The sequence below is a fragment of the Shewanella sp. Isolate7 genome (assembly GCF_022398425.1).
In the GTDB taxonomy this organism is placed as follows: Bacteria; Pseudomonadota; Gammaproteobacteria; order Enterobacterales; family Shewanellaceae; genus Shewanella.
This window is the reverse complement of record NZ_JAKEVJ010000003.1, coordinates 79,967-100,955: the sequence shown is the minus strand read 5'-3', so window position 1 is coordinate 100,955 and position 20,989 is coordinate 79,967. Positions and strand designations below refer to the sequence as shown.

Below are 20,989 nucleotides of genomic sequence, written 5' to 3'. Positions count from 1 at the left end.
TGTCGAGTAGACGACACTTGTTACCAAGTGCCGCCCCTCTAAGAACCGTACGTGCAACTTTCACTGCATACGGCTCAAGCCTCCACTAAGGCATCATTGATACCCAGCAACTTATAACGCAGTCGGGACAGGCTCTTTCCAAGAGTTACGAGCTAGCCTTTTAGATTTTCTCTTCACCAAATATTCTTGGTATTGAGGGTCAAAAGGGGTCGCTGCATTCTTGATTTTTACGTGTCGCTCGATGGGCACTTTAGCTATTTGGAACAGATTGAAGTGACAGTCCATGTCCATGATTTTCTGCCAACCGTGAAATTGCCACTGGCCTTTACGATTGAGAAAATACTTATGAACAACCCAGTCTTTGGACTTGGTTGGATGACGCCTAACTGCCCAGTGCCATAACGCTTGGAATAGTTTGTGGCCGACATACCCGAATACTTGTTTAGCAACACAGTGGCGATAGTAATTCGCCCACCCTCTAAGTTTCGGATTTATCAACTTGATAAGATCGTTAACAGGGATGGTTGCGTGCTTTTTAATAAGTTCACGTAGATTTCTAAGGAATAACAGCGTGTTAGATTTGCTCGGTTTAATGAGCAATTTCCCTTTGTACTTCCTGTGATTGAAACCCAGAAAGTCAAAGCCATCATCAATATGAGTGACCTTCGTTTTCTCTTCGGAGAGGGTTAACCCTCTTTCTGCCAGAAAGTCAGCAATCAACGGTTTGATATCGTTCACTAGCACTTCCTTTGAAGAGCAGGTGACCACGAAATCATCCGCATAACCAATAAAGTTGGCCCTAGCACCCATTTTCAGAGCTGTAGATTTTATTTGTTGCTCTATTCCCGCGAGAGTCATTAGCATCAAGGTTGGAGATATTATTCCACCTTGAGGTGTACCCTCATCGGTATCATAGAACAGACCCTTATCCACATAGCCAGACTTTAACCATTGCTCTAACATACGTTTATCAACCGTGATATTGTCGATAAGCCATTGATGCCCGATTTTGTCGAAGCAAGCCTTAATATCTCCCTCAAGAACCCATTTCGCTGATCGCTTTAGAGCCAAACATTTGAAACACTGACTGACGGCGTCAGCCGTACTGCGATTTGGCCTAAACCCATAGCTATTGAGGTCGGCAAGCGTTTCGGACACTGGTTCTAATGCTAGAAGGTGGAGGGCTTGTTGCGCTCTATCAATCATGCATGGAATACCCAATGGCCTGAGCTTACCGTTCTTTTTGGGGATGTAGATACGTTTGAGTGGTTTTGCAGAGTAAGCCTTGCGGCTCAATTGATTGACTGCTTTCATACGGCGTACATCTGTGTTCCAGGTGACACCGTCTATTCCAGACGTTTTACTGCCTTTATTCTGAGAGACTCGCTTAACCGCAAGAAGCTTGGCTGAGCGAGAATGAGTCAAGAGCCACTGTAAGGACTTCACCTTGCTGTATTTCTTTTCTCTCGTTGCTTTTGCGATACGCATCTGAAGCTTCAATACGTGTGCTTCAACGGATTTCCAGTCGATGGACTGCCATTGAGCGCCGTCAGAAGATGCACTAATCTCTTTCGAGATCACCATTTGCTTTTCTCCTTGAATAAAGTTCTTCAAATTCTCTCGCAATGGGAGACCAGTCGGAAGTGGGCTCACTTTCGTGATCAGACATAAGTCTGTATCTGCATCATTACAATGTAGCTTTCGCTTTTTCCGACCTCCTATACCTGCATCACTATCGGCCACAAAGGCTTTCCCAAAGGGAGTGATACAGGCTTACCCTGTTCCGTATGTTACGTAAAATGTCAGCTTAGATGCCCACTATAGTGCGGAGAGTACGGCGACCACGAAAAAGTACTGTCCAACCTCTTTCCAACTCTCATTGCCTTTTGGCCACAGCGTATTAACCACTTCCGCTGCTTCATCATATAACGCACCTTGAATGGATTCACATACGTTCATCATACTGACTACCTAGCACTTACCCGAATTGTGGTTTTCAGGAGGAACGTCCTCTCACGATTCTTTTCCCACTCAGCCTAACGGCCAAGTTTCGTTACATTGTCCGAGCCGCTGCTTTATTCAGGCTCGTAGGTTCATCTGGTGATACAGATGGTTCACTCGTTAAGCGGTGAACAACGCTTCATACGACCTCAGGTCGCACNCATCATATAACGCACCTTGAATGGATTCACATACGTTCATCATACTGACTACCTAGCACTTACCCGAATTGTGGTTTTCAGGAGGAACGTCCTCTCACGATTCTTTTCCCACTCAGCCTAACGGCCAAGTTTCGTTACATTGTCCGAGCCGCTGCTTTATTCAGGCTCGTAGGTTCATCTGGTGATACAGATGGTTCACTCGTTAAGCGGTGAACAACGCTTCATACGACCTCAGGTCGCACGGACAAATGTAAGTTAGAACTTTGAATCCAACTCGCTAAATTTAGAATAGAAAAGGTATCTTGAAATCTTTAGGAGCAACAAGCAAGACCAGATCCTATTTCTTCCTGTGGGTATGCCAGTAAAGTCTAGCGAGAGTGGTTAAAGAGCTATTTTATAAAGATGGGATAATATTACAAACGAAAAGTGTGTCACGAAATGTAGGTGATTGATTGCATTGGTAGTTGTAGAGTATCATTGGCACATAATTCAGTTGGTGATGATATAGAATGCTTTTAGATAAATTAATTTCACTTGATGAGTCAGAATCCATAGAGTTCAAGTCGTATTGGTACTGGAACGCACGAGACAACGACACACAGAAAGCCTGGGGGGAACTTCTTAAAGACTTTGTTTCTCTAATTAATACAAAGAGTAGAGAAAAAACTAAGTACTTAATTGTCGGATTTGATGAAATAACAAAGAAAAAAAATAGATACAATTATGATAGGCAAGGAGATAAAATAGAAAACATATCTGATATAGTTGTATTCAAAAACAATCTTGTCAACCGACTTAGAAGAAACTTTCGAGCTAAATGTAGTGATAGCTATGTAGATTTAAAAACCATTCCAATTGATAGCTATTTCACGATCAAAAAGGAAAACTCAGATGACGTGGAATTATTAATAATATCATTTAAGGAAATACCATTTTTACTAGAGTTAGATAAACAACTCCCAGCGCAAACTGCATATAAGCAAGGTAATATTTTTATCCGAAAACTGAAAAAAGATAATACGCCGGAGAATGCAATTGCCAACGCAAGTGATATTTCATTGTTAGTTTCCGAGTGTAAAAAATCTAACGAACTGATAATAAGAGAAAAAGAGTATACTGTAAGCAAACTGGTTGATTGCTTTAGAGAAGTTCAATCTCCTAAATCAGTTATACATAAGCATCATTCTAAAGAAAACAAGTATGAACACTATACACTCTCTGGTGGAATAATACAGAACCCAATACATTTAATTTACTTTAATAAATACACATCTCAAACAAAAGCTGTTCAACATATATCTGAAAAAAGCTTAATCAAGTTCCAAGATCAAGTATTTTTGATAACGGATAATGCGAATAGAACTGGAGGGGAGTTTAACGATAATAAACTATCAAGAGACTTTAATAACATCGAGGTAAGTGTGGGAATTTACACAATTGAGAAATTCTCATTGGACAAGATATATAACGATGCTTTTGAGGTTGATATATTACATGATGGTGAGTTTTCGATTGATGATTTTATAACACCCCAGACAATAAACAGCGATAAAAATGCAGACCTTTTGATTTCAGAGTGGATGGAATTAGACAACTCACCTCTAATGATTTTAAAAGGTCTAGGGGGGATTGGTAAAACAACAGTTGTAAAGCATTATCTTGATGGCTTATACAAACAAAGCAAAGGCGATGTTAATATAATATTTGTAAGCTCTCACGATCTAATAAACGTTCTTAGTAAAAATGATGAAGTTAGTGATTTATATGATTTTTATAAAGCATTCCTAGATGTTGAAAATGTAAGTTACATATTGGACAAAACGGTTTTTGAACTTACTATAGATCATGGTAATTTAATATTCGTTATAGATGGTATTGATGAGGTACTAGCTAAGTTAGGCGGTAAGTTTGACGTAAATGGACTAATTAGTTCTATTTTTAATAATTATACTGATACCCTTGCCAAGGCTAAAGTAATATTTACTTGTCGAGAAGAGTTTTGGTCTATTGGTGAGTACGAGGATCAAATATACTCACTAACTTTATCACCATTCACTAGAGAGTTAGCTGAAAAATATTTTGAGAAAAAATTTGAAGGAAATAAAAACAAAATTAGTAAGGCATTAAGCTTATCTGAGCAATTTGCTTTAAACAAAGAAACAAATGAATATGTTCCTTATATTCTAGACATGGTGAAGGAAAACCTTCTAGTAGACGAACAGAAACTCTCTTTTCCTAATACAGAACTATTGATTCCAGAACTAGCTAATGACTTTTTAATTGGTAAAGTGTGCGATAGGGAAATAATAAAATTAGGGCATAAGTCAATAGATGAACAAGTGAATCTGTTCATAAAAATAGCTCTAACCTATGATGGAAAAGTACCATGCCATATTCTAATGAAGAATGAATCTGTTGATAGGAACGATATGGAAATATATAAGGCGCACCCTTTATTAATATATGATTCTGTTTCTGACTATATTCTCTTTAGATATGATTTTTTCGCGGACTACTTCAAGATGTTGTACGTGTTTTTAGTTCTATCAAAAAAAACTGACTTGAATGAACTATCTAAACTAGACAAAATAACAATCAGTCAGGTATTGTCTATTGGTGTATCTGCTATTGATTTAATTAAAAAGCGAATTGATGATATCGATGCTTTCAGAAATGATTTGATCGACAATCTTTATCTATTTGTAGGCTTAGCTTCACAAGATAGTACTGATAGGAAACTATCTTCATCTATGTTTTTCTTCATCCTATGCACACTCGCAAATCAAACCAAGGATGAGAGAACTAAATTATTGGAGAAAATATATTCCGGGGCTAGTCAAGGGGTTATAGAGAACTTAAATCTTATCAATTTCTATTCAACTAGGACCTTCAAAAGTACATTCAATTTCTCAGACATGGTATTAAAAAACTGTTGGATAGAAAATCATGAAGCATTTGGAGAGTGTGATTTCTCTCGTGATACTAAGTTTTATGAATCTACTTTTATAAAGCCTTTATTTAGTAACGGTTGTATTAACTTTTGTCGAGAAAACTTTGGAAACGATTGCAATATAACTGATCTTGAAGATAAGTTTTCAGAGATTGAAGAACTAAGTTTGGCAAAAGAATATAACTATGAAAAGAGCATTAAGAAATGTTTGAATTATTTTTGGAGTAACGGTCGATTTAAAGTAAAAACTGTCGACTTCATTAATAAAAGAATGCATAAAGATCCTGATATCCTTTTAAAACTACTTCAAGTTGGCGTTATTGAAGAAACCAAGGTGACTACAAATGCGAAACGATTGGAGAAATCTTACTTAATATCCAAGAAATATAAGAATGATCTATCTAAAATTATGGACCAAAATAGTTCCAATTCTTCTCTAGACTTCATTGTAAAAATGGTTGTAGATATTAAATAAATCTCGGATTTGTCTGGCTAGATGCATACTGCAAGGATTGGTACTTCAAGTAACGTGTTGAACTGATTCTAGCCTGTCAGAAACTCAAAAGCTCTCGCAATGGGAGCTTTTTCTTTTACCTACGGTTTATACTGTTGTTTTCCATCCACTCCGTTATAAAGAGTATCCTTAAGTATAGGGCAACAACTCTAACTCGGAACGGGGCAAAACTAAGTTAGCTTATGCCCCCCTCTTCCCACCAAACACGGTCAAATCGAAGAGACGTTTAGATACGGGTGTAAGCACGCTTTTGGCTCTCGGCGGCATGGACGCCGCCGTGAAGCGTATAGGGATATATCCACAGCGTGCCAAAAGAGTGCTTGCACATATATGGACCCATCCGATTTGCAAGACATTTGATATCAATTTTGAAAGAGTTCATTGCACCCATATATTCGGCCTGTTTATGAGGTAACCCTCTGGCCCTGATGGATATATGCTTCTACTTTCCTTATCATCCCTGCGGCGTCTTCAGCGCCTATGTGCAAAGCAGGTTTTAAGTAGAACAGTCTGACTGTCTCATCATCAAATCAATTGCCTTAGCAACTTGGTGGTTGGTTAAAAATTAAAGCTTATTTTATGGCGTTAAAGTCTGCGCAAGTACTATATTGCCATCTTATACTCTTCCTCTCTGGCTGCGACAGCCCACGCTATTCGAGCCAATTTGTTGGCTACCGCGACACAAGCACGATTAAACCCTCGTCTTTCTACCAATGCTATTGCCCAGCGGTTAAGCCTATCTTCTTTGTCGGCACTGCGCTGCAGCACCGCTCTTGCGCCATGGATAAACAATGTTCTCAGGTAAGCATTGCCTCTTTTGCTTATACCAAGCAGGTTATCTTTACCGCCACTGCTATGCTGTTTTGGCACAAGGCCACACCATGCTGAAAAATGCCTACCATTGGTAAAATCTTTTCCTTTCCCAGCTGCTGCATAAAAAGCTGTCGCTGTCACTGGGCCAATTCCAGCTATACCCTCTAATCGTTTACATATCGGGTTATTCTTTGTCTCTTGAAGCACTTGAGCATCGCAGCTTTTAAGCCGAGCTTCGATAGCTTTAAACTCTTCATAGAGTTGATAGAAAATCTCTCGGCTTTTTGCCGTTAACTCATTGTCTCCGTTCTCTAAAATATCAGGCAATTGAGACCTAAAGGCGGTTTTGCTTTTGACTATCACAATACCGTACTCTGCGAGCATGCCTCTGACCTGATTGACTAATGCTGTAGACTGTTTGTTTAACCTGTCTCTTACTCTATGCAGCATTTGAATATCTTGCTGCTCGACAGGCTTTGGTTGAACAAAACGCATGTTTGGCCTTTGCGCCGCTTCTGCAATGGCAAGCGCATCGTTATAATCATTTTTATTGCCAGGCCTGTATGGAATAACATGTTGAGGCGCAATTAATTTGACTTCGTGGCCTACCTTTTGAAACTCCCGAGCCCAATAATTCGCTCCACCACAGGCCTCCATGACAACAAGACAGGGGTCTATCTGTGCAAGAAAGTGAATTAAGTCTTTACGTTTTACCACCTTTTTTCTGACTAACTTTCCAGCCTGATTTACACCAACAAAATGAAAAACGGACTTTGCGATATCTAAACCAACTGTAGTAATCTTCATGGTGGACCCGTCCTCTTTTTGATGAGTTTAAGCAACTACATCCTGGCCCATTGCGAGGCCGATTTAAAGTGGATGGGTCCATTCCATTATCCCTCGCCGGGCAGGCGATAGGTAAAAGTGATGGCTAACGCTAAACAACAGGTTATAAACCTAGATGTCGGTACGCATTACACCTAGACATTGGCTAACTGGTTAGCTGATCCCTGATGCGCATCAGATACAAAAATGCCGATGAAGCCTAAACCTCATCGGCATTCATCAACCTTGAGTCAGCGACTCAAAAATTGAAAGATCGAATTCCCGATCACCCCAACCTTTGGCGAACCGCCTCGAACAAACAGATCCCAGTAGCTACTGAGACGTTAAGGCTAGAGACGCTACCCGCCATTGGAATAGATGCCAGTGAATCGCAGCTCTCGCGGGTCAGGCGGCGCAGGCCCTTGTCTTCGGCGCCCATGGCGATGGCGATAGGGCCTTTAAGGTCTGCCTTGTAGAGGTCATGCTCGGCCTCACCGGCGGCGCCGACGATCCAAACACCCTTGTCCTGCAGGGCCTTCATGGTGCGCGCCAGGTTAGTCACCTGAAACAGGGGCACTACTTCGGCGGCGCCGCAGGCAACCTTGCTGACGGTGGGCGTGAGGCCGACCGAGTTGTCACGCGGCACTATCACCCCATGTACACCGGCGGCGTCTGCGTTACGCAGACAGGCGCCCAGGTTGTGGGGATCGGTGACGCCATCGAGGATCAACAGAAACGGCGTGTCTGTCTTATCCAGCAGTGCCAGCAGATCGTTGTCATTGAGCTGCTTGGCAGGCTTGGCGCGTACCAGCACCCCCTGATGCTGGCTGCTACCGGCCTTGTCGTCCAGCGCCTTGCGTGAGGCTTGCTGTACAGACACGCCATATTCGGCGGCCATGGCCAGCAGCGGCATCAGACGCTGATCGTCGCGCCCCTGCAATACCCACATCTCGATCACCCGCTCGGGGCTATTTTTTAGCAAGGCCTCTACGGCGTGGATGCCGAAGGTGAAATCTTGTTTCTTCATCTGGTTTGAGTCTCTTATTTCTTACTGCTGCGTTTCTTCACGCTCTTACGTTTCTTGGCACCCGGCTTAGCCGATGATTTCTTGGCCCCGGCCTTAGACTTACTTGCACCCGCCTTACCCACGCCTGACTTACCGGCTCCAGGCTTACTTGTTCCAGGTTTAGCGTCGCTGCGTCTACCGGAGCGGCGCTTGCCACTCGGCTTATCGTCCTCTTTGCCCTTACGGGACATCTTGGCGCCCTCGAGGTTGACCCGCTCGCGGGCGGTCAGCGGCTTCTTGGCGCGGCGGGGGCGCGACGTCTTACCATCGTCACCCACCATCATGAGATCGATCTGACGATCGTCCAGGTTGACTGCGGCCACCTTGACGGTAACTGGGTCGCCTATCTGATACACCTGGCCCGAGGCCTCGCCCACCAGGCGCTGACGCATATTATCATAGTGATAGTAGTCGCCGCCCAGGGTAGAGATATGCACCAGGCCGTCGATGAAGAGATCGCTCAGGCGGACAAACATGCCGAAATGGGTCACAGAGGCGATAACCGCCTCGAAGGTGTCACCCACATGGTCACGCATAAACTCACACTTGAGCCAGTCGCTGACGTCGCGGGTCGCCTCGTCGGCACGCCGTTCTGTGGTGGAACACTCCTCACCCAGCAGGTCCAACTCTTCGATCTGGTAATGATATCCGCCATCCGGCGTCCACTTGTCGCTGGCTTCGCCACGCTCCTTCGCCAGCAGATAACGGATCACCCTGTGCAGGATCAAATCCGGATAGCGACGAATAGGCGAGGTAAAGTGGGAGTACTCCTCCAGCGCCAGACCAAAGTGGCCCTCGTTGTCCGGATTATAGGTCGCCTGACGCATTGAGCGCAGCAACATCACCTGAATCAGCTCGGCATCGGGTCGGTCAACCACCTGCTCCATCAAGGCCTGATAATCGGCAGGCTCAGGCTCCAGGCCGCCGCCCATGGCAAGGCCGCGCTCCTTGAGGAAATCTTTGAAGTTAGTGAGCTTCTGCTCCGACGGCGCCTCATGCACACGATAGAGCACCTCACCCTTATGCTTCTTCACAAACTTGGCCGCCGCCACGTTGGCCAAGATCATGCACTCTTCGATGATCTTATGGGCCTGGTTGCGGCTGCGCGGCTCGATACGGTCGATCTTACGATCGGCGTTGAAAATAAACTGGGTTTCCGTTGTCTCAAAGGCGATGGCGCCGCGCTGGGCTCGAGTCTCATCCAGTGTCAGATAGAGCGACTGCAGGGTCTCTAGATGCGGGAAGATTGGCTTGAGCTCATCGCTCACCTCGCCGCCCTCGAGCATATCCGCCACCTGGGTATAGGTGAGGCGCGCGTGGGAGTGCATCACGGCCGGGTAAAACTTGTAACCCGACAGCTTACCCGCCGCCGATATCGTCATCTCGGCCACCATACAGAGGCGGTCGACCCCAGGGTTGAGGGAGCAGAGGCCGTTAGACAGCTTCTCCGGCAACATGGGGATCACCTGAGATGGGAAATAGACTGAGTTACCGCGGGCGCGGGCCTCTTTGTCTAGCGCCGACTCGGTGCGCACATAATGGCTCACGTCGGCAATGGCTACCCATAGGCGCCAGCCGCCACTCTTCTTGGTCTCGGCGTACACGGCATCGTCGAAGTCGCGGGCGTCTTCACCGTCTATGGTAACCAGGGGCAGCTTACGCAGATCGACTCTGCCCTGCTTATCCTCTTCGGTCACCTCATCGGGGATCTTACGCAGCTTCTTCTCGATCAGGCTCGACCAGGTATGAGGCAGATCATAGTTGCGCAGGGCGATCTCTATCTCCATGCCCGGCGCCATCTCTTTGCCCAGAACCTCGGTGACCTTACCCGCCGCCTTCATATAACGGCCGGGACGGCGTGTCAGTTCGACCACCACCACATCGCCCTGACGCGCGCCGTTGCGAGCGTCATCGGGAACCAGGATCTCCTGGGTGATACGCTTGTCGTCGGCGATGACAAAGGCCATGCCAGAATCCAGATGGAAACGCCCCACCAGAGGCGCGGTGCGCTCATGGGTCAGGCGGACGATGCGGGCCTCACGGCGCCCCTTACGATCGACGCCGGCCTTCTGAGCCAATACCTTGTCGCCGTGGAAATACATCAACATGTCACGGTTATTGATGAAGAGGTCGTCGCCGCCTTCATCGAGTTTAAGGAAGCCGAAGCCATCCTTATGCCCCAGAACTGTACCGCTAAGCAGATCCATGCGCTCTGGCAGGCCGTAGGCCTGGCCACGGGTAAAGACCAGCTCGCCGTCACGCTCCATGGCCCGTAGGCGACGGCGCAGGGCTTCGAGCTGCTCTTCGTCGGTTATCTTGAGCGCCTGAGCGATCTTCTCGCGATTGAGGGGTGATTGCTGTGAGCGTAAGTAATCTAAAATATACTCACGACTAGGAATGGGGTTGTCGTACTTCTCTTGTTCACGCTTTAAATGCGGATCTTTGATCATTCATTATCCATAAATTTTGCCCAGGCTCTCCTTTTCTTGTTAAGGGGCTTAGGGCGATTACCGGGATCTCAGGTGCGCCTGCTTAGCCCTCTCAACTGCACTTGCGGGCATCTTCGCTTCCAGCACCATCAATAATTTTAGGGCTTCCTGTTTGGTCGCCTCATCACTAAATACATCGTTATACAGCCAGTGGTAACCCATCTCATAATCTCTGGGGCTACCATAGCCTTCGCCAAACAATCTAACCAGCATCATACGCGCTGGCAGATCGCCACCGGCGGCAGCGGGCAGTGTGTATTGCACCGCACGCTCCTTATCTTGGATCACGAACTTACCGTCATGGTAATACTCGGCGATCCTGACCATGGCCTCGGCGCTCCCCTGCTCTGCGGCGTCGCGTAGCATGGAGATCCCCCGTGGCGGGTTGGCCTTGACGCAGATGCCATAGTTAAGCATCTCCGCCCATAAATATTGGTACAGCGGCTGCTTCAATACCTCGGCACGCGCCTCGATATCTTGCACCAGCTGACAGTCGTCTCCCGTGACGCGGGTCAGGTAAGACTTGTCACGGATCATCTTGATAAGCTGCTCTTGGCTGTAGATATTGACCGCCTTCAACCCTTCCGACCTGTTTTCGGTGGGCTTATTATCAACCGCCTTAGCGGTTTGGGGCTCGGCATGGGCCAGGGTTGATAGCCAGGCCAGCAACATAACACATACTAATCTTGCCATAAGAAAGCTCTCTTGGTTGATCTCATGCCTTATCTCTCAAACAGACTCAGGCAGTATACCTTATCTTATCGGCCGCTGCGGCATTAGCTTAAAAAGTGATCGCATGCTTATCGCTAATAGATCTCAATTTACCCACAGATATTCAAGCTTGGCACGCTCAAAGTATCTGCAACAAAGTCATTTGCGGTAAAAGCATTTGCAATAAAATCGCTTGCAATAAAAAGGCCGCTTAACGCGGCCCTTATGATTAGCTGAACGGATTCACTAGAATCATGGTCTCGTTTCTGTCGGGACCCGTTGAGATAATATCGACTGGCGTTTCCAGTAGCTCTTCTACACGCTTGATGTAGTTGATCGCTGCCTGTGGCAGTTGATCGATAGAGGTCGCACCAAAGGTGTTCTCGCTCCAACCTGGCATAGTCTCGAGCACAGGAGTAACCTGCTCGTAGCCTTCGGCTGCCAACGGCGTAACCGTTGCGATGCTGCCATCTGGGTACTGGTAACCCACACAGATCTTAACTTCTTCAAGGCCATCGAGTACGTCAAGCTTAGTCAGACAGAAACCGCTGATGCTGTTGATCTGTACCGCGCGCTTCATGGCAACGATATCTAACCAACCTGGACGACGCTTACGACCAGTGGTCGCACCGAATTCGTGACCCTTAGTACCTAAGTGATCGCCGATCTCGTCTTGCAGCTCAGTTGGGAAAGGACCCGCACCCACACGTGTGGTGTATGCCTTCATGATACCAAGCACATAATCCAGGTGACGTGGACCGAAACCTGAACCCGTCGCCACACCACCTGCAGTAGTGTTTGAAGAGGTTACGAATGGATAAGTTCCGTGGTCGATATCCAGTAGGGTACCCTGTGCGCCTTCAAACAGGATAGGCTCACCGGCCTTACGTGCTTGATCCAGCAGCTCAGTCACATCGGTACACATACTCTTCAGATAGTCGGCGATGGCCAACGCATCTTTTAGCGTAGTCTCGTAATCAACCGCTTCGCAATCATAATATTCGGTCAGCATGAAGTTGTGATATGCCATCACTTCCTTCAGCTTCTCGGCGAATAGTTCTGCATTAAACAGATCGCCAACGCGAAGACCGCGACGAGAGATCTTATCTTCATAAGCAGGACCGATACCACGACCCGTTGTACCAATAGCTTTATTACCGCGTGCTTTTTCACGTGCGATATCTAAGGCACAGTGGAAGGGAAGGATCAACGGACACGCCTCGGAGATAAGCAGACGCTCCTCTACAGGGACGCCACGCTCTTTAAGCATGTTGATCTCTTTCATCAGGGCGTCGGGCGCTAGCACAACACCATTACCGATAATGCATTTTACATTATCGCGTAAGATTCCAGATGGAATAAGATGAAGAACGGTTTTGTCACCATCGATAACAAGAGTATGACCAGCATTGTGGCCACCTTGATAACGAACGACATATTTGGCCTGTTCGGTAAGTAGATCGACTATCTTACCCTTTCCTTCGTCACCCCATTGGGTGCCGAGAACTACAACGTTTTTGCCCATTATTTGCTGCAAGGTAGTGGTTAAAACGGGATTTTAGCAGATCTTGGGGGGGAAGTGGCAAGTAATTTATGAAAAAATAATCAATATGACCACGCCCGCGGTCACTAAAGCACCACCCAACCTTTGCAAAACTCGTTGATTTTGGCTGGAAATTTCTTGCAAATATGCCCGCCAACGATTCGGAAATAAAAGCGGACCTATCCCCTCGATAATCAACACTATCGCCAAAACCAGCATCAGGAGTTGGAATGTCATCTAGGTGTGTTTCCTATAGCGAACAATTGAGCCTTAAAAATAGCAGAAAACGGCCATAAAAAAACCCAGCACAAGGCTGGGTTTTTCCAATCTTCGCGGCGTAATATTAACGCTTTGAGAATTGTGGCTTACGACGTGCTTTACGTAGACCGACTTTCTTACGCTCAACTTTACGAGCATCACGGGTAACGAAACCAGCGGCACGTAGAGAAGGACGTAGAGCTTCATCAAGCTCCATCAGGGCACGAGTGATACCGTGACGGATTGCACCTGCCTGGCCAGTGATACCACCGCCCTTAACAGTTACATAGATGTCTAGCTTTTCAGTCATTTCAACTAGCTCTAGAGGTTGACGAACAACCATACGAGCAGTTTCACGACCAAAATATTCGTCAAGTGGACGTTGGTTCACGACGATGTTACCACTACCTACTTTAGCGAATACGCGAGCAGTAGATGTTTTGCGACGGCCAGTGCCGTAGTACTGAGTTGCAGACATTAGCTTACTCCCGGATTAGATATCAAGAACTTGTGGTTGTTGTGCAGCATGGTTGTGCTCTGCGCCAGCGTAAACTTTCAGTTTACGGTACATGGCACGTCCCAGAGGACCTTTTGGCAACATACCTTTTACTGCTTTCTCGATAATCATTTCTGGCTTATGATCTTGCAGCTTATCAAAAGTAATCTGCTTGATACCACCTGGGAAACCAGAATGAGAGTAGTAAGTCTTAGCTGCTGCTTTGTTACCAGTTACAGTTACTTTCTCAGCATTGATAACTATGATGTAATCGCCAGTATCAACGTGAGGAGTGTATTCTGCCTTATGCTTGCCACGTAGACGACGAGCGATCTCAGTAGCGATACGACCTAAAGTTTTACCTTCAGCGTCAACAACGAACCATTCGCGCGTCACTGTTTCTGGTGTAGCAGTATATGTAGTCTTCATTTACAAAAACCCAATGTTTAAATTCTGTCTCAAATGCCATTATTTTTAATAAATAACAACACAAAAAATGCCATTCTCCGCCCCTTCGAGCAAAGAATAAGGCTTTACAACTTCCGCCTTTTTGGCGGAGTAACGAGGGCAGGTCGCGAATTATAGACAAAGCTGAGTTAAAAATCACCTAATTTTTTCAGCTAAATTTAAATGATTTACTCAGCTTTCGATCGATTTGGCGCCGAAACGGTAAAAAGCGCCATTTATCGGTTGAATCTCGCCCTATGGCAGGTGTTCCAGCGCGAGATAGTCGTGCGATTGCATCTCGGTCAGGCGCGAACGACAGCGTCTGAATTCGAAACTCAGCAGCCCCTGGGTATAGATCTCCTTCAGTGCTACCTCGGCCGAGATGATCAGCTTAACGTGGCGCTCATAGAACTCGTCCACCATGGCCAGGAAGCGTCTGGCGATATCATCACCCGTGCTCTGACTGCCCATCTGCTCGACACCGCTGAGCAATACCGTGTGATAGAGACAGGCCAGCTCCATATAGTCGCGCTGGCTACGGGGACCGTCGCACAGATCGCGAAAATCGATCAATAGCACCCCTTGGGCCTGCTGGCGGATGGCGATCTCACGGCCATCGATATCAATCGCCTCGCGGGAGACTTCCGACTCGGGCGCCAGCTGCTGGAAATACCCCAGCAGGTTCTTATCGGCCTGAGGGTCTAGTGGATAATGGTAGATCTCGGCCTGCTCCAGGGTCCGCAGGCGATAGTCGATGCCGCCGTCCACATTCAACACCTGACAGTGCTTGTTAATCAGCGCAATCGCCGGCAGGAAACGCGCCCTTTGCAGGCCGTTGCGATAGAGCTCATCGGGAATGATGTTCGAGGTGGCCACCAGCGCCACCCCTTCGGCAAACAGCGCCTGAAATAGTGTGCCCAGCAGCATGGCATCTGTAATGTCTGAGACGAAGAACTCGTCGAAACAGATCACCTGATAGCGCTCAGCCATCCGCTTGGCGATCACCAGCAGGGGATCACGCTGCCCCTTGAGGTTGTCGAGATCCAGATGAATCTGATGCATGAAGCGATGAAAGTGCGCCCTGAGTTTACGCTCGCCCGGCAGCGCATCATAGAAGGTGTCCATCAGATAGGTCTTGCCGCGCCCGACGCCGCCCCAGAGGTAGAGGCCTTGCACCGAAGGCGCCGGCTTAGCCAGGAACCCCAGCAGTTTCGCCATCCCCGTCGGCTTTTGCTGCGCCGCAATCAACTCATCATAGACACGCTGCAGGGCCTTGACCGCCTGCTCCTGAGCGGGGTCATAGGAAAAGTCATCACGTTGTAGATCGGCTTGATAATGCTGCCAGGGGGTGAGATGCGACACTGAAATTATTCTCTTCTATCCTTAATCCAATCGCTAAATGGTATCACGACACGCAATCTCAGGGTATATGTGCGCCAAGCTTAAACCTGAGCAGACACAGACAAACGTTAATGGGACGACCAGGGTTTTACCGCTCGCTAGTCGATGAAGACTAACGAAAAATTAACCTTTGTTAATCACCTGAACTTTATCGAGAAGGCGATAGTCGGATTGAGTAACACTGTCTTTTAATCACTTGATTTACGTCCGAGTAGCCTTATATCTACAGAGTCATAAGTTCATAATTGCAACATTGGAGTCATGAATAGATGAAAACGAAATTATCACTACTTTCCGCCGCACTGCTCGGCGCGAGCCTGATGGTTATGCCTGCCGTTTCTCAAGCCGCCATTCCACTGGCCGTCGACGGACAGGAGCTACCTAGCCTGGCCCCCATGCTGGAGAAAACCACCCCAGCCGTGGTGGCCGTCGCCGTATCTGGCACCCATGTCTCTAAGCAGCGTCTGCCCGACGCCTTCCGCTACTTCTTCGGCCCTAACGCCCCGAGAGAGCAGGTGCAGGAACGTCCCTTCAAGGGGCTAGGTTCGGGGGTCATCATAGATGCGAAGAAAGGCTATATCGTCACCAACAACCATGTGATCGACGGTGCCGACGAGATCTTGATTGGCCTGCATGACGGCCGTGAGATAGAGGCCAAGCTTATCGGCACAGATGCCGAGTCCGACGTGGCCCTGTTACAGATCGAAGCCAAGAACCTGGTGGCCCTCAAGCGCGCCGACTCAGATGAACTTAAGGTGGGTGACTTCGCCGTGGCCATTGGTAACCCCTTCGGTCTTGGCCAGACAGTCACCTCGGGCATCGTCAGCGCCATGGGCCGAAGCGGCCTAGGTATCGAGATGCTGGAGAACTTCATTCAGACAGACGCCGCCATCAACAGCGGTAACTCGGGCGGCGCCCTGGTAAACCTCAACGGTGAGCTGATCGGCATCAACACCGCCATCGTCGCCCCGGGCGGCGGTAACGTAGGCATCGGCTTTGCTATTCCGGCCAACATGGTCAACAACCTGGTAGATCAGCTGATCGAACACGGCGAGGTACGCCGCGGCGTGCTGGGTGTCAGCGGTCGAGACCTAGATAGCGAGCTGGCCCAAGGCTTTGGCCTGGATTCTCAGCACGGTGGCTTCGTCAACGAGGTAATGCCAGACAGCGCGGCGGATAAGGCGGGCATCAAGGCCGGTGACATCATAATCAGCGTCAACGGCAAGCCGATCAAGTCCTTCCAGGAGCTGAGAGCCAAGATAGGTACCATGGGTGCCGGTGCCAAGGTGAAGCTCGGCCTGATCCGCGACGGCGATGAGAAGACGGTCACCGCTGTGCTAGGCGAGGCTAACCAGCAAACAGAAACCGCGGCCGGTGCCGTACATCCTATGCTGGCGGGTGCAACGCTAGAGAACAATAAGAAAGGGGTCGAGATCACAGAGATCGCCCAGGGTTCTCCGGCGGCGGCTAGCGGCCTGCTCAAGGGCGATATCATAGTCGGGGTCAACCGCACCCGTATCGAAGATCTTAAAGAGCTTAAGGCGGAACTTAAGGAGCAACACGGCGCCGTAGCCCTGAAACTGCTGCGCGGTAACAACAGTCTTTATCTGGTGCTCAGATAGGACGACTCGGGGGCCATGGCCAGGCTTAACCGCCTGCGCCATGGCCTCTTTTATTTCTCGCTTTATGCACTTAGGCCAATAGTGCCCTATAAATAAACATGTTAATCTAACGCTACTTTCCCCATAACACCTTAAATCATGACGCTTAAAGACACGGTAATTTACATCGCGAAAGCTGTTTTTTTCGGCCTCATCATGGCCGCCGTCTTTCTGGTCATCACCCCATGGATCACAGGCACGGCTAACCACAGCAACTTCTTCCAGAGCCGCGGACAGAACGGAATAGAACTCTCCTTCTCCCAGGCAGTACGCCGCGCCGCACCGGCGGTAGTCAACATCTACAGCCTGAGCATAGATCAGAGCCGTCCGCTCAATTCGGGCTCACTACAGGGGCTGGGATCGGGCGTGATCATGAGTAAAGAGGGTTACATACTCACCAACTATCACGTGGTCAAGAAGGCCGACGAGATAGTGGTCGCCCTGCAAGATGGCCGCAAGTTTACCTCTGAGGTCGTGGGTTCTGATTCTGTCACCGACTTGGCGGTGCTCAAGATAGAGGGCGATGCCCTGCCTGTCGTCCCCATCAACTTAGATGTGCCGGCCCAGGTCGGCGACGTGGTACTGGCCATAGGCAACCCCTATAACCTGGGGCAAACCATCACCCAGGGGATCATCAGCGCCACAGGTCGTAACGGCCTGAGTTCGGGCTATCTGGACTTCCTGCAGACAGACGCCGCCATCAACGCGGGTAACTCGGGCGGCGCGCTCATCGACACCAGCGGCCGACTGATCGGCATCAACACCGCCGCCTTCCAGATTGGCGGCGAGGGTGGTGGCCATGGCATTAACTTCGCCATCCCCATCAAGCTGGCCCACAGCATCATGGGCAAGCTGATTAAAGATGGCCGGGTGATCCGTGGTGCACTTGGCATCACTGGCGAGGCGATCAACCCTGTGATGGCGCAGATCCTCAACCTGCCGGATCTGACCGGTGTCATGGTGACGGGTGTCGATCATCAAGGGCCGGCCGCCCAGGCCAAGCTCAGACCCAGAGACGTGATCACTAAGTTTAACGACGAAACCGTTCCCGGTGTCGAGATGCTGATGGACAGAATTGCCGAGACGCCACCAGGCACTCAGGTCACCATGACCATCATACGCAGCGGCAAATACTATGAGGTGCCCGTCACCATAGGGGAAAATCTAGGCAGTGAGTAAGAGCCTGTGAATAGCCCGCATAAAAAAGCCAGCAATCGCTGGCTTTTCTTTTATCTGTTCTATGGCTGATAGCCCAACAACCTAAGTGTAACGGCTCAACCTAAGTCGCTCGACCTAACGTAAGTTTAACGGCCCAACCTAACCCTAACCGCCCAACCAGAGTTGTGGCAGGCCAGTCGCTATCGACTCGGACGCTTAAATAGCCGGAGCCAGAAACCACACTCGAGCAGCGCGCCGACGACCAGCAGGCTCAAGGCCCCCAGATGCATCCCCACGCCGTAACAGATAAGGGCGCCGATAAGCAGCGCGACTAACAACGCCATCCTTTTGCTATGTGCCATATACTCTCCTTAGCATAATTAAATTGGCCGACCTTTTTATACTACAAGTATAAGCAGATCTGTACCGCCCAGATGAGATTAAATATGTTTCATCCCTGCAGAGGAAGTTCTTGCGAAGGACTAGGGCCATTCGCTGCAAACTGTGCCTTGCATCTATCCACTTTTAGCACACACAGAGCAAGCACGGGGCTTATTCGCACCTTCCCTAAGCCTTACTCAACCTGGCATGGCGCTTATCGCCAATTTCACCGCCTAGACCGCGGCAAGTCTTGACCTGCATAGCGGTGACTCATCCTCCCCCCAAAAAAAAGACCACCTTAGCGCAGTGGCTGAGATGGTCTTCACCTATGGGGAAGGGCAATGAATCACTTTTTCACTTCATTATCGTGGGCACAACCCACACTTATTATCTAACCTGTTATTTATGGATCTTAGTCAGGGCCGCCGCCTTCTCTGTGTAGTCGCCATGACAGTTACCACAGGTAAACTTGGCCGTACCCCAAGGCATTTGATACTTACCATCGTCGGTAAACTGTTTCGCATCGGGTGACAGGTCCAGGGTGAACAGGTGAGACTTGATATCACCAAACACCACATCGGCACTGCCTAACTTAGGTCCAGTGGTTACCGCACTCTTAGCAAGTTTCGGCATATGACAGTCGGTGCACTCGGCAATGGAGCTATGACCGTAGGATCCGCCACCATCGGCAAACGCCATGGTATGACAATCGCTACAGGCCTTCACCGCGCCCGCATGTAGACCATCGCTGCTATCCTGATTCTTGGTTGACTTGTGCGCATCATGACAGCTGGTACAGCTCATGCCTTTCTTGGCACCAATCTCATCGCCGGCTTTGTAGGCACCATGATCTTGCGGTACGACACCCAGGAGTTCGTCGGCGGTTTGGTGATGCTGAGCCAGGCCTCCCTTAGCAATGATACGTCCCCCTACCTGACTGCCCGCAGGGAAAGCACCGTTGTACTTGCTGACGAAGCTTGGATAGTCCTTCTCACCGTCACGGGTATGACATTCGGCGCAGGTAACTGCCTTGCCATATGCCATATCCTCGGCGAGGAAATCATCCGTGGTGCGCGCCGTTGCTATCTTGGTGATGTTGTCTTTCGAAGGCGCCTTCACGTGTAAACTACCGGCACCGTGGCACGATTCACACTGAATCCCCTGCTCGGCAAAGGTTCCGTTCATGCCGGGTAGGTCGCCTTGACGATCCGGATTACGGCTGTCGCCACCGGCCACGTCTGTGGTGCGCTTCCAGCCCGTGGTGTGACAGTTACCACAGCTGTACTGCACATCAAATTCGGTATCTTTGTAGTTACCCATGACGTCCGGGTCGGCGGGGTGATTGTCGGGAATGTTCAACTCGCCTTTACTGTTATGTATGTTGTACTGGACATTCTTACCCGTCACTATGTAACCGTCTTTATCCAACCAACGCATCTTCCAGTGATAACCGCCCACCACATAGCTCACCTCATCATAGCTAGTCGGCGCCCCCAGGGTATTGTTTGGCGTCGAGTCGACCAGCAGATCTATGGCTCCAGTGATGGTGCTCTCTGGCGTATAAGGAAAACTCGGCTGCTCGCCAGCGGCGATCTTCTGAATCTTGAAGTTATGGCCCGTCTTGGCGAATGAGGCATGCTGATCCCCATGACAGCCAGCACAGGCGGCAGAGCCGACATAGGCCAAGGCTTCAGGCTCAGGCAGCGCCTCGACGGTCACGGTAACCTCACCAACCGCCTCATCTGTGCCATCTGTGATGGTATAGTTAAACTTAACCTCTCCCGCCGCGTCACCTGCGGTATATTCAACCTTACCCTCCTTGATGACCGCACTATCGGAGCTGACAGAGACGATTGACAGGGTATCGCCATCGGCGTCGGTATCGTTTGCCAGCACATCTATGCTGACCATTTCTGACACGGTAACGGTTGCGCTATCGGCAACGGCAACGGGCGGGGTGTTGCTTTCAACTGGTGGAGGGGTGTCGTCATTATCACTACCACACGCCACCAACATAGAGATCATGCTAGCAAGCAATAGCTTTTTACATGGAATTTGGCTGCTCATATATTCATCCTCTCGTGGCTTATGACAATCACCAACTTGCAGGAAGG

The 20,989-nt window shown here is 48.8% G+C and carries 15 protein-coding genes; 3 read left to right on the top strand and 12 right to left on the bottom strand.

The genetic code is table 11. The annotated features are described in order from the left end of the window. Positions 1–111 precede the first annotated feature (111 nt). The gene (ltrA, locus tag L1D47_RS01535) at positions 112–1,584 is read right to left on the bottom strand and encodes a group II intron reverse transcriptase/maturase (protein WP_275661348.1); all 1,473 of its coding nucleotides are present in this window, start codon (positions 1,582–1,584) and stop codon (positions 112–114) included. Positions 1,585–2,671: 1,087 nt separating this feature from the next. On the opposite strand from ltrA, the gene L1D47_RS01530 reads away from it, so the two are divergent. Further along, a complete protein-coding gene (locus L1D47_RS01530; protein WP_239882281.1) occupies positions 2,672–5,587 on the top strand; it encodes an NACHT domain-containing protein in 2,916 nt (971 codons plus the stop codon). A 642-nt stretch (positions 5,588–6,229) separates the two neighbouring features. Here the strand turns inward: L1D47_RS01530 and L1D47_RS01525 are convergent. The 9 genes from L1D47_RS01525 to zapE all read right to left on the bottom strand — a co-directional run bounded on the left by L1D47_RS01525 (position 6,230) and on the right by zapE (position 15,636). Next, positions 6,230–7,246: an IS110 family transposase gene (locus L1D47_RS01525; RefSeq protein ID WP_239882280.1), complete on the bottom strand. Its 1,017-nt coding sequence runs from the start codon at positions 7,244–7,246 to the stop codon at positions 6,230–6,232. Positions 7,247–7,550: 304 nt separating this feature from the next. Next, a complete protein-coding gene (gene rlmB / locus L1D47_RS01520) occupies positions 7,551–8,291 on the bottom strand; it encodes a 23S rRNA (guanosine(2251)-2'-O)-methyltransferase RlmB (RefSeq protein WP_239882279.1) in 741 nt (246 codons plus the stop codon). Positions 8,292–8,305: 14 nt separating this feature from the next. Beyond that, on the bottom strand, positions 8,306–10,780 hold the full coding sequence (gene rnr, locus L1D47_RS01515) for a ribonuclease R (protein WP_239882278.1): 2,475 nt from the start codon (positions 10,778–10,780) through the stop codon (positions 8,306–8,308). A gap of 57 nt (positions 10,781–10,837) precedes the next feature. Further along, positions 10,838–11,512 carry a flagellar protein MotX gene (locus L1D47_RS01510; protein ID WP_239882277.1) on the bottom strand — a complete coding sequence of 225 codons (675 nt, stop codon included), beginning with the start codon at positions 11,510–11,512 and terminating at the stop codon, positions 10,838–10,840. Between the two features lie 247 nt (positions 11,513–11,759). Continuing rightward, positions 11,760–13,055, bottom strand: a complete 1,296-nt coding sequence (locus L1D47_RS01505; RefSeq protein WP_041509957.1) for an adenylosuccinate synthase — start codon at positions 13,053–13,055, stop codon at positions 11,760–11,762. A 66-nt stretch (positions 13,056–13,121) separates the two neighbouring features. Next, entirely contained in the window at positions 13,122–13,310 is a 189-nt protein-coding gene (locus L1D47_RS01500) for a DUF2065 domain-containing protein (RefSeq protein ID WP_011867088.1), read from the bottom strand. A 106-nt stretch (positions 13,311–13,416) separates the two neighbouring features. Continuing rightward, on the bottom strand, positions 13,417–13,809 hold the full coding sequence (gene rpsI / locus L1D47_RS01495) for a 30S ribosomal protein S9 (RefSeq protein ID WP_011867089.1): 393 nt from the start codon (positions 13,807–13,809) through the stop codon (positions 13,417–13,419). A gap of 15 nt (positions 13,810–13,824) precedes the next feature. Next, entirely contained in the window at positions 13,825–14,256 is a 432-nt protein-coding gene (gene rplM, locus L1D47_RS01490) for a 50S ribosomal protein L13 (RefSeq protein WP_011867090.1), read from the bottom strand. A 273-nt stretch (positions 14,257–14,529) separates the two neighbouring features. After that, the gene (gene zapE, locus L1D47_RS01485) at positions 14,530–15,636 is read right to left on the bottom strand and encodes a cell division protein ZapE (protein ID WP_239882276.1); all 1,107 of its coding nucleotides are present in this window, start codon (positions 15,634–15,636) and stop codon (positions 14,530–14,532) included. Between the two features lie 308 nt (positions 15,637–15,944). Between zapE and degQ the strand changes: the two genes are divergently transcribed. Then, on the top strand, positions 15,945–17,297 hold the full coding sequence (gene degQ / locus L1D47_RS01480; protein ID WP_041509955.1) for a Do family serine endopeptidase DegQ: 1,353 nt from the start codon (positions 15,945–15,947) through the stop codon (positions 17,295–17,297). Between the two features lie 138 nt (positions 17,298–17,435). Then, positions 17,436–18,515 (top strand): outer membrane-stress sensor serine endopeptidase DegS, encoded by a 1,080-nt coding sequence (gene degS, locus L1D47_RS01475; protein WP_239882275.1) that lies wholly within the window; start codon positions 17,436–17,438, stop codon positions 18,513–18,515. Positions 18,516–18,694: 179 nt separating this feature from the next. Here degS and L1D47_RS01470 read toward each other — a convergent pair whose 3' ends face one another. Both L1D47_RS01470 and L1D47_RS01465 read right to left on the bottom strand, forming a co-directional pair. Beyond that, complete coding sequence (locus tag L1D47_RS01470; protein WP_160290146.1) at positions 18,695–18,856, bottom strand: hypothetical protein; 162 nt, start codon at positions 18,854–18,856, stop codon at positions 18,695–18,697. A 418-nt stretch (positions 18,857–19,274) separates the two neighbouring features. Further along, a complete protein-coding gene (locus L1D47_RS01465; RefSeq protein ID WP_239882274.1) occupies positions 19,275–20,942 on the bottom strand; it encodes an Ig-like domain-containing protein in 1,668 nt (555 codons plus the stop codon). Positions 20,943–20,989 lie beyond the last annotated feature (47 nt).